The sequence below is a fragment of the Rhizobium sp. SVR5-2C genome, from assembly GCF_056755115.1.
This window is the reverse complement of record NZ_JBNDHT010000079.1, coordinates 22106-30694: the sequence shown is the minus strand read 5'-3', so window position 1 is coordinate 30694 and position 8589 is coordinate 22106. Positions and strand designations below refer to the sequence as shown.

6 protein-coding genes are annotated in these 8589 nt (G+C 60.0%); 1 reads left to right on the top strand and 5 read right to left on the bottom strand.

Annotation, left to right across the window (positions count from 1 at the left end; all coding sequences use genetic code 11):
* Positions 1–851 precede the first annotated feature (851 nt).
* From rpmG to topA, 5 genes are all read right to left on the bottom strand, one after another.
* On the bottom strand, positions 852–1019 hold the full coding sequence (gene rpmG, locus ACPYOI_RS21445) for a 50S ribosomal protein L33 (protein WP_003547442.1): 168 nt from the start codon (positions 1017–1019) through the stop codon (positions 852–854).
* A gap of 93 nt (positions 1020–1112) precedes the next feature.
* Positions 1113–2297, bottom strand: a complete 1185-nt coding sequence (locus ACPYOI_RS21440) for an MFS transporter (protein ID WP_481417034.1) — start codon at positions 2295–2297, stop codon at positions 1113–1115.
* A gap of 256 nt (positions 2298–2553) precedes the next feature.
* Positions 2554–3015 carry a DUF983 domain-containing protein gene (locus tag ACPYOI_RS21435; RefSeq protein WP_481417035.1) on the bottom strand — a complete coding sequence of 154 codons (462 nt, stop codon included), beginning with the start codon at positions 3013–3015 and terminating at the stop codon, positions 2554–2556.
* Between the two features lie 102 nt (positions 3016–3117).
* Positions 3118–5490, bottom strand: coding sequence for a ribonuclease R (rnr, locus tag ACPYOI_RS21430; RefSeq protein WP_481417036.1), 2373 nt, complete (start codon positions 5488–5490; stop codon positions 3118–3120).
* A 2-nt stretch (positions 5491–5492) separates the two neighbouring features.
* Complete coding sequence (gene topA, locus ACPYOI_RS21425; protein WP_481417037.1) at positions 5493–8153, bottom strand: type I DNA topoisomerase; 2661 nt, start codon at positions 8151–8153, stop codon at positions 5493–5495.
* Positions 8154–8409: 256 nt separating this feature from the next.
* Between topA and ACPYOI_RS21420 the strand changes: the two genes are divergently transcribed.
* A complete protein-coding gene (locus ACPYOI_RS21420; protein WP_168829227.1) occupies positions 8410–8586 on the top strand; it encodes a hypothetical protein in 177 nt (58 codons plus the stop codon).
* Positions 8587–8589 lie beyond the last annotated feature (3 nt).

Below are 8589 nucleotides of genomic sequence, written 5' to 3'. Positions count from 1 at the left end.
CGCCTGTCTTCCGTCCTCACACCGGACCAGCTTATGAAGCAGGCAGATCTTGCTCTTTACGAAGCAAAGAATACCGGTCGAAACCGCGTTGTTGCTGCGGCCGCCTGATCAAATTCGACGTCACAACGGATCGAAAGAGTAGTTTTCCACCGGAAAACGCTAATCCTTAAACATTTGTAATAATGGCGTCGGAGAAACGGCCCAGTCTGCAGACAGCGCCGTTTGGAAGTGGATCTCTAAATATAAGGGGCCATTTCCGGAAGTGTCGCGAGTAGGGATAAGAACAGCAGCGCTGCCATATAAGAATAGCACGTTTTGAGGGCGTCTTCGGAGAGGGTGCTATTGGCGCAATCGAAGTGTCCGATGTCTTACGTAAGGTCAGCATCCATAGTGCTACTGAGATATATCGGGTGGTTTCTTGGCCGAAACTATTTCATTTTATGGCTGCAGAGATCAATCGGTTATCACCCAGCTGTCCCGAAGTTGGACTTTTAACCATAGGAGCATGCTAGGAATTCCGGCGATTAAGAATTTGTTGATTTTCTTTCATTTTTGCGCAAATTATCGGCTCATAGAGAAAGCGCTCCTTTTGGAGGCGCCGTCATACCCCATGATGCTCAGGTCCGCCGCATCTCCTGGGTCGTGGGGTCGGCCGGCTAGCACGCAACTCAAGCGGTTCCTCGTGCCGCGTTGCCTGCTGGCCGGCCCCCAATCCAAGAGAACGCCGTCCTTCCCCTTGCGGAAGGACGGCGTTTCTGTTTTGCGCAGACATGGTGGCAACTGGCGCTCAAGGCACAAAAAAGCGCGCGACCGGATGGCGCGCGCTTCTTGAATCAACCTGGAATCAAGAATTACTTGATCTTGGTTTCCTTGAACTCGACGTGCTTCTTAGCAACCGGGTCATACTTGGTCTTCGTCATCTTGTCCGTCATCGTACGGCTGTTCTTCGTCGTGACGTAGAAGAAACCGGTGTCGGCCGTCGACAGCAGCTTGATCTTGATTGTGGTAGCCTTGGCCATGGTCGTCCTGCCTTTAAGAAAATGAAAGCCGTGGAAAGCCGGATGGGCTCCACGGCAAATTCTGGCGCGAAACTACGAATCCCGCCCGAAAAGTCAAGCCCGCTTTCGGAGGAAAAGCAGCCTTATGCCGGCCAGTATGGCATAAAGGCCGAAGAAACAGGCGATTGACCATGCAAAGCCGTTGTTTCCGGCAACGTCGATTGCCGCACCGATCACCTGTGGACCGGCAACCGTGCCGACGGCGTAGCAGAAGACGAAGGCGGCATTTGCCGCGGCAAGATCGGAGCCTGTCAGGCGTGAGCCGAGATGGCTGAGGCCTACGGTGTAGAGGCCGGCGACGCAACCGCCCCAGAAAAGCAGCACCAGCGCCATCATGATCCAGCTATGGGAGAGGACCGGAAGCATCAGCGAGCCGATAAGGCCCATGAAGGCCATCCCGGCGAGAAGCGGGCGCTTGTCGGAAATCTTATCGGAGAGCAGCCCGACCGGAATCTGAAAGATAACGTTGCCGACGCCCATGACCGTCAGCAGCAGGGCAGCCTGCGATTCGGTGAAGTTCGCGCGGATCGCGTAGATCGGAAAGAGCGAAAGCCCGCCCGCTTCGACGGCGCCGAAAATAAAGACCGCTGCGGTCGCCGTCGGCACCAGGAAGACATAGCGCATGAAGTGCAGCTCCGGCTTCTCGTCGAGGATGGGGCTTTCATGCCGGGCGATGAAGATCGGAATCGCTGCAAGCAGGATCGCGATCGCGCCGACGAGAAACGGCATTATGCCGTCGCTGCCGAGGATCGAGAAGAGCAGGGGGCCGGCCGCGAAGCCGATTGAAAGCACCGTCGCGTAAATGCCCAGCACGAAGCCGCGTTTCGAAGGCGGAGAGGCCGCGTTGATCCAGAATTCGGAGAGGATGAAGAGGGTGGTCGTCGTGCCGTGGAAGGCAAAGCGCAGCGGAAACCAGAGCCAGAAATTCTCCGCGTAATAAAATCCGAGCGCGCTGAGGGCTGCAATCACCACCGCCCAGAGCATGGTCGATGCGACGCCGAATTCATGCGCGAGTTTCGTCGTGATCGGCGCTGCAATCATGGCGGCGACCCCGGCCATGGCGGTATTCAGGCCGATGAGCGTTGAGGGGATGCCGCGCTTTTCCAGGATGATGCTGAGAAGCGGAAGTCCGAGGCCGATTGCGATTCCCACGGCGGAAATCGACGAGATCGCGGCAACCAGCGACGGCCAATGGATTTCTTCGACATCGCCCGCTGTGCCGTTTCTCGGCTGAGACATTAATTCATCCTTGAGTGACTAAAGCGAATCGCCCGTTTTTTTTGACACATAGAAAGGCACATGCGTGCCAAATCTAAGTGACGGACTTTGTTTACGGAAAGTCCGGTGCCGATGGCAATAGATCAGGCAAGATGTTCATTTCGAAACGCTTTACCATTCACTTGGCCGGACCGGCGCTGAAGGGCGTCGATAACCCCGCAGCGCCGATGAGCGTTGCCCACTACATGCGAAATATGTCTTGACCGTGAAGGTTCGCTTACATTGAGCGGCGGCGACCGGGGATCTCGTATTCGTCGTGATCGTCGCCGTGACCGCCGAAGCCGTGCAGACGAAGCGCCCATTGCAGGCCGATCACGCCACCCTTGATCGGCTGGATTATCAGCAGCGCCGCCAGCAGGGTAAGGGGTGTCCAGATGGCGAAGGTGAGCCACAGCGGCATTGGCCAAACCAAGTCGGTCATCATGTAGCCCCCGATGATGATGTGGCCGACGACGACGATGGTGAGGTAAGGCGGCAGATCGTCGGAACGGTGGTGATACATTGCCTCGCCGCAGACGGCGCAATTGTCGACGGGCTTCAGGAAAGCCCTGAAAAGCTTGCCGGTGCCGCAATGCGGGCAGCGGTTCTGCATGCCGCGCATGATGGAGCGGCCAAGCGGTCGTTCGGTCTTCTCTGCTTCTCCATAACGGATCGGTTGTTCGTTGGAGGCGGTGCTCATGGTCTTCCTTCCTGCGTCCCTACACGCATGGAGCGCCGCCGGCCCGCCGTGCGGACAAGGGACGCTCTTCACTTCAAATGCAGAGCACCCCGGAAGGATGCTCTACCGCCGCCCTCTGGGCGGCCTTGTCCCGGCCTTGTTGCGGGCCTGCCGGTTGTCGCGGCGGCCAGCCTTGTGGAAGGAGCGCACCGCCGTCGGCATCTTGCGTCCTTCGCTTACCATCTCGAAACGAAGCGCACCCGCAAGCGGGATCGCTTCAGCGAGCTTTACGGTCACGTCGTCCCCAAGACGGTACCCCAGTCCGGTCCTTTCACCCGACAGCGCCTGATGCGCCTCGTCATAGATGAAATAGTCCGTACCGAGCGTTGATATAGGTATGAAGCCATCGGCTCCATATTCAGGGAGAGCGACAAATAGTCCCGATTTCGTGACACCGGAAACGCGGCCTTCGAATTCTTCGCCGACGCGCGTGCTGAGGTGATGGGCGATCAGGCGATCGACCGTTTCACGCTCCGCCGCCATCGCGCGGCGCTCGAAGGTCGAGATTTCGGCGGCGATATCGTCAAGCGAGGCTTCTTCCTCCGGCGTAATGCCGCCTTCGCCAAGACCGAGCGAGCCGACCAGCGCGCGATGGACGATCAGGTCCGCGTATCGGCGGATCGGCGATGTGAAGTGCGCATACTTCATGAGGTTCAGCCCGAAATGGCCGATATTCTCCGGACTGTAGATTGCCTGGCTCTGCGACCTGAGCACCATTTCGTTGACCATGGTCTGATGCGGTGTGTTTTCGGCCTTGGCGAGGATGCCGTTGAAGCTGTTCGCCCGCACGTTACCGCCCTTGGCAAGCGAGATGCCGAGCGTTGCCAGAAATTCCCGCAGGATCTCCTGCTTGGCGAGGGTCGGCCCATCGTGGATGCGATAGATCAGCATCTGACGCTTCTTCTCAAGCGTTTCGGCGGCACAGACGTTGGCCTGGATCATCATCTCTTCGATGAGTTTGTGGGCGTCGAGCCGCGGCGGCACGAAGACGCGGTCGACGGTGCCGTCCGGTTTCAACAGGATCTTGCGCTCAGGCATGTCCAGCTCGAGCGGCTGACGCCTGTCGCGGCCTCGCTTTATCACCTCATAGGCCTGCCAAAGGGGCCTCAGGATCGGTTCCAGCAGCGGCCCGGTCTTGTCATCCGGCGTGCCGTCGATTGCCGCCTGCGCCTGGCTGTAGGCGAGCTTCGCGGCACTCTTCATCATCACACGGTGAAACGTGTGCCCGATCTTTCGCCCTTCCTTCGAGAAGACCATGCGAACGGCAAGCGCCGGCCGGTCGACGCCTTCCTTCAACGAGCAGAGATCGTTGGAAATACGCTCCGGCAGCATCGGCACCACGCGGTCGGGGAAATAGACCGAGTTGCCGCGCTTCAACGCTTCGCGGTCGAGTGCCGAATTTGGCCGCACATAGTAGGACACATCGGCAATTGCCACGGTGATGACCACGCCGCCGGGATTATCTGGCGAGGGATCCGTTTCGGCATAGACCGCGTCGTCATGATCCTTTGCGTCGGCCGGGTCGATGGTGATCAGCGGCACATCGCGCCAGTCCTCGCGATGCGACATGGTCGCGGGCTTTGCAGCCTCGGCTTCGTCGATGACTGCCTGCGGGAACACATGCGGGATGCTGTGCGCGTGGATCGCGATCATCGAGATCGCCTTCTCGGAGCCGACGGAGCCGACGACCGACAGCACTTTTGCGCGCGGCAGGCCGAAGCGTCCCAGGCGGGCGATCTCGACTTCGACCAGGTCGCCGTCCTTGGCGCCGCCGGTATAATCCGGATCGATCACCATTTCCTCGCCGCGCTTCTCGATCGGCAGCAGCCGTCCCGCGCCGCCGGGCGCCGTGCGGAAGACGCCCATGCTCGCGCCACGGCGCTTTTCGATGATCTTGATGATGCGCGCCGTATAGGCGGGGCCGCCTCGGTCCTTGGCCGGGAAGATCTTCGCTACGACGCGGTCGCCCATTCCGGCAACGGGCGCCTTGCCCTTGCCCTGGCGTCCCGCCGGTGACGACTGGCGGATGGCGACCGCAGGCGCAACGCCCTGATCCTCCGGCCATTCCGCCGGCCGCCCGATCAGTTCGCCGTCCTTGTCGCGCGTGGTGATGTCGAGAACGGTGACAGGTGGAAGCGCGCCTGGCCGGATCAGCGACTTGCGAGTCTTCTGCAGCATGCCCTCCTGCTCGAGATCGCGCAGCAGATGCTTGAGCTCGACGCGGTTGTCGCCCTTCAGGCCAAAAGCCTTGGCGATTTCCCGCTTGGAGGCCTGTTGCGGATGGTCGGCGATGAAGCGCAGGATGACTTCGCGAGACGGCAATGCGCCATGCACGATGTTCAGCGGTTCAACGACCGCGTCATCTTGGTCTGCGCGGCCGATCTTGCCCGGGCGCTTGCCCATGGTGTTCGTTCTTTCGCGCGGGGCCTTGCTCACGGTCAGCTCTTTTTCGTTTTCGCGGGCGCTTTCGCCTTCGCAGATGCCTTGGTCTTTGGCTTGGCGGCTGTCTTCGTCGCCTTGCCTTCGGCAGCCTCGGCCTTCGCCTTCGGCTTCGCTTTGCCCTTGGCCGCCGGCGCCTTGCTGGCCTTTGCGGCGATCAGCGCGAGCGCTTCCTCGACGGTGATCGCCTGCGGATCCTTGCCCTTCGGCAGGGTCGCATTCACCTTGCCCCAGCTTACATAGGGCCCGTACTTGCCGTCGCGAACGGTGATCGCGCCGCCATCGGGATGGTCGCCCAACTCCTTCAGCGCGGCTGGTGTTCCGCGGCCGCGTCCGCCCGGAGCCTTGTTCGCCTTCTCGGCAATCAGCGTCACCGCGCGGTTGAGGCCGACCGAAAACACATCCTCGACACTTTCCAGATTGGCGTAGCCGCCATCATGGAGAAGGAACGGTCCATAGCGGCCGATGCCGGACGAGATCATCTTGCCGGTTTCCGGATGTTTGCCGATATCGCGCGGCAGCGAGATCAGCGCCATCGCCTTCTCGTAGTCGATATCCTCCGGCTTCCAGCCCTTCGGCAGCGAGGCGCGCTTGGCATCCTTGCCGTCGCCGCGCTGGATGTAGGGGCCGAAGCGGCCGGAACGCAGCGTCAGCTCCTCGCCGGTCACCGGATCGGTGCCAAGATTCTTCGGCTCGTTCAGGGCTCCGTTTTCGGCTTCCCCACCGTTTTCGGAGGAAAGCTGGCGGGTATAGTTGCACTCCGGATAGTTTGAGCAGCCGACGAATGCGCCGTATTTGCCAAGCTTCAGCGATAGGTTGCCGGTGCCGCAGACCTGGCAGATGCGCGGATCGCTGCCGTCCTCGCGCTTCGGGAAGACCAGCGGCGCCAGCGCCTCGTTGAGCGAGTCCAGCACGTTGGTGACGCGCAGTTCCTTGGTGTCCTCGATCTGCGAGAAGAAATCCTTCCAGAAATCGCGAAGCACCTGCTTCCAGTTCAGCTCGCCGGCTGAAATCCGGTCAAGCTTTTCTTCCAGATCGGCCGTGAAATCATATTCGACATACTTCGTGAAGAAGCTTTCGAGGAACGCCGTGACCAGACGTCCCTTGGAGTGGGGAATCAGTTTGCGCTTGTCGATCGTCACATATTCGCGGTCGCGGAGCGTCGCGAGCGTGGCAGCATAGGTGGACGGACGACCGATGCCGAGCTCTTCCATCTTCTTGATCAGCGAGGCTTCCGAATAGCGCGGCGGCGGTTCGGTGAAGTGCTGCGTGGAATTGATCTTCTGCTTGGCGAGAGTTTCGCGCGCATTGATCTCCGGCAGGCGGCCATCCTCGTCGCCGTCGTCGGGTTGCTCGCCGTCTTCCTTCTGGTCGGTGTAGGCCGCGATGAAGCCGTCGAATCGGATAACGGAGCCGACGGCGCGCAGGCCGGCCTTCTGGCCATTGTTGTCCGCGGTGATTTCTGCTGTCGTGCGTTCGATTTCGGCCGACGCCATCTGGCTTGCGATGCCACGCTTCCAGATCAGGTCGTAAAGCTTGATCTGGTCGGCATCGAGGAATTTGTGCACGCGGTCAGGCGAGCGATTAAAGTCCGTCGGCCGGATAGCTTCGTGGGCTTCCTGGGCATTCTTGGCCTTGGTCGAATAGAATCGGGCTTTCTCGGGCATGTAGCGCTCGCCGAACTGATCGACGATGGCGCGGCGCGCCGCATCGATCGCTTCCGGCGCCATCTGCACGCCGTCGGTACGCATATAGGTGATGAGACCGACCGTCTCGCCGCCGATATCGACACCCTCGTAGAGCTTCTGCGCGACCTGCATGGTGCGGGAGGCCGAGAAGCCGAGCTTCGAGGAGGCCGCCTGCTGCAGCGTCGAAGTCGTGAACGGCGGTCCCGGGTTGCGCTTGACGGGCTTTGCCTCGACGCTGTCGACGACATAGGCCGCTCCCTCGAGCAGCGCCTTCAGCTTGCCGGCCTCCTCGCCGTTGCCGACCGCGCGTGCCTGCAACCGCTTGCCATTGGCTGCAACCAGTTTGGCTTCGAATTCGTCGCCGCGCGGCGTCTTCAGCAGTGCCGAGATATTCCAGTACTCTTCGGAGATGAAGCGCTCGATCTCGGATTCGCGGTCGCAGACGAGACGCAGGGCAACCGACTGCACGCGCCCGGCCGAACGGGCGCCCGGCAGCTTGCGCCATAGAACCGGCGAAAGATTGAAGCCGACGAGATAGTCGAGGGCGCGCCGTGCCAGATAGGCATCGACCAGCGGCACGTCGATGTCGCGTGGCTCCGCCATGGCGTCGAGCACGGCCTTCTTGGTAATGGCGTTGAAGACGACGCGCTTGACCGGCTTGCCGTTCAGCACACGCTTCTTGTTCAGCACGTCCAGCACATGCCAGGAGATCGCTTCACCCTCGCGATCCGGGTCGGTCGCCAGGATCAATCCGTCGGACGACTTCACCGCGTCTGCAATATCCTTCATGCGCTTGGCCGAGGCGCTGTCGACCTCCCAAAGCATTTCGAAGTCCTGGTCAGGAAGAACCGAGCCGTCCTTGGCAGGCAGATCGCGCACATGTCCGAAGGAGGCGAGCACCTTGTATCCGGACCCCAGATACTTGTTGATCGTCTTAGCCTTGGCAGGCGATTCCACCACTACAACATTCATCATGATTCTCTAAAAAAAGTGCCGCATCCGGCGAGGAGAGTGCCGTAATACTTGCCGCTTGAGGAATACCGGTTCTCCGACATGGACAGGGAAATCGTTCCGGTCAAGGGGTATGCAGAATTTTGCTTGCCACAATGGTTTGCAACCAAAGAGTGATTATTTGCAGATTGCAATTTATGATAATTGGATTATCGTCCTTCAAGTGTGGTCAAGGCTCCTATCAATGTGGCCGTCCGTAATTGTTGAGAGACCCTTCATGGCGCCAAAGGTTGAAACAAAGAATAGCAAATCGGCCTCGCGGGAAAACATTGCATTTATCCGCCAGATGCTCGGGGAGTTGCATCAAGTCGCCGAAAAGGAAAAGGCGGACATGCTCTGCTACCTTATCGAGATGGCCTATGTGGAGGCCGGCGAGCTTCACAGCCGCATGTAGTAA

Bases quoted from the DNA above. Each gene is read 5' to 3' on its own strand.
- topA (WP_481417037.1), bottom strand. From the start codon at position 8,153: ATGAATGTTGTAGTGGTGGAATCGCCTGCCAAGGCTAAGACGATCAAC.
- rpmG (WP_003547442.1), bottom strand. From the start codon at position 1,019: ATGGCCAAGGCTACCACAATCAAGATCAAGCTGCTGTCGACGGCCGAC.
- ACPYOI_RS21440 (WP_481417034.1), bottom strand. From the start codon at position 2,297: ATGTCTCAGCCGAGAAACGGCACAGCGGGCGATGTCGAAGAAATCCAT.
- ACPYOI_RS21435 (WP_481417035.1), bottom strand. From the start codon at position 3,015: ATGAGCACCGCCTCCAACGAACAACCGATCCGTTATGGAGAAGCAGAG.
- ACPYOI_RS21420 (WP_168829227.1), top strand. From the start codon at position 8,410: ATGGCGCCAAAGGTTGAAACAAAGAATAGCAAATCGGCCTCGCGGGAA.